2 protein-coding genes are annotated in these 1,696 nt (G+C 59.2%); both read right to left on the reverse strand.

Going from position 1 to position 1,696, the window contains the following annotated elements; all coding sequences use genetic code 11:
* Positions 1-36: 36 nt before the first annotated feature.
* Positions 37-1,293 (reverse strand): PD-(D/E)XK nuclease domain-containing protein, encoded by a 1,257-nt coding sequence (locus NM2_RS46870; protein WP_067684285.1) that lies wholly within the window; start codon positions 1,291-1,293, stop codon positions 37-39.
* Positions 1,290-1,696: argonaute/piwi family protein (locus tag NM2_RS50615; RefSeq protein WP_218026143.1), on the reverse strand; the 407-nt coding region annotated here is incomplete at its 5' end. The genes NM2_RS46870 and NM2_RS50615, both read right to left, overlap by 4 nt.

Below are 1,696 nucleotides of genomic sequence, written 5' to 3' on the forward strand. Positions count from 1 at the left end.
TAGTGAAGAAAAACTCCAGGTAATGCGAGTTGAAGGTCAGGGCGCGGGGATGTGGCTGGGTCGAGGAGCGATGACGACGTCTGTGATGCACGGAAGCTGGAGCAATGCGTTGCGAGTAGTTCCGTATTCTTGGACGGAGGCGGATTCGTCGTAGATGAACACAGCGAGTCTCTTGTACGGATAGTTGTCGGTCAGGTAGGCGATGTAGTCTTCTGAGATCTCCTTCTCAAATTTTTTGAAGTCCGATGCCCTCCGCGCATATTTGACTTCGATGAGCAATCCGAGGGAAGGGATCCCGAAGTCTGCTCGGTAGGTGCTGTGTCCGAAATTTCGGAGTGTCTCTTCATCCACGAGGTCATCGAATACAGGCCGGAGCATCAACCAGAGGATGTTCTGGACCTCGCGCTCCCGGGTAATCGGCCACCGAATTGGCTCGGCAAGGTTGTCACCGTCGTAACGCCATTGGCGCATGGCATCGCTGAAGCGCCTCAACAGCACGCCGACGTGGCTGGTATTCAGAACGATGTCATTGACGCTAGTGGTAACCGTGCGCGCCACGGCCTCCAGCAGCAGAGCCGCGCGCGGGGCCGAAGCCGACTCGGTGCGACCGAGTGCGAGACCACTGACCAATCGCGATCGCAGGCTACGAACCTCTTCAACGTCCTTGAGGACCTGACTCCCCGGATGAGTTGCCAACCACTGCCACCCCGCGAGTTCCACGGGATCAGAGACGGCACGAAGGTGAGGACTGGGATCGGTTGGCACGTCGATGATCTGACGTGCGCGTTCCTGAAATATTCCGAGCAGTGGGGTTACTGGGTTCACGAGAGGATCGTGAAGCACCCCGGCAAGCCAGGAGCGCGCCCTGGGCAACTCCTCGTGGATAGCGTTGACCGCGAGGGCGATCCCGACAACCTGGCCGGGATCGTTCACAAAGGTGACACCGTCGGGCTCGAAAGCGTTCCTACGCATAAGGCTTGGCAAGCCCACTGCCAGATGTCGCCGACCGCCGACTGACTCGATCGAGGGAAAACTGGCGAGGCCATAGCCGAGAATCGCCAAGGCCGCAGGGTACGCGATGCGATAGTTGTTCTCTGCGAACCAGTCTGGGGTCATGGGGTTCACGTTCCACGCTATGCTGCCGTAGCGATCGCCGAGGATATGGTGGGCTAACAAGCCGTCGAGGTTGCCGGGCAGGTTCGAACGGTGGATGACTCCTTCAAGCTCCGAGATCCGAGTACCGAGAAGTGCGCCGGTGATGTCCGGAGGATCATTGCGGCCCAAGGTCGTCACAGAAACCACCTGCTGGTACGCAACGTGGTCGCGACGGCGTCGGCGTTCCAGTTCCGGACATGGCGCAGGTTGCCGAGAAGATCGGCGATCAGGTCCGAGTACAAGATCGTGACGGGTTTGCTCGATGGATACATGGTTCGCCACGACATCGAGGTGAACCGGAACACCTGTCGCGCCAGGTATTCCATATCGGTGAACGTTGAGTGCGGGTGAAGATGGAGCAGCAGTGGCTTGGGAGCACCGTGAATCGCATTCTTCAGATCCATCGGGCCACTGACCGACAACAGCATGTCGGTTGCTCCGAGCGGCACGGCGAAGCCGCGGTCCGGTACGTAGTAGCCCTTACTCTGTCCCCTTGCCCTCTGGGTGCCTATACCTGAACTGGCGCGGTCGAACATCACCC

This window comes from Nocardia miyunensis NBRC 108239 (assembly GCF_001613065.1).
GTDB classification, from domain to species: Bacteria; Actinomycetota; Actinomycetes; order Mycobacteriales; family Mycobacteriaceae; genus Nocardia; species Nocardia miyunensis.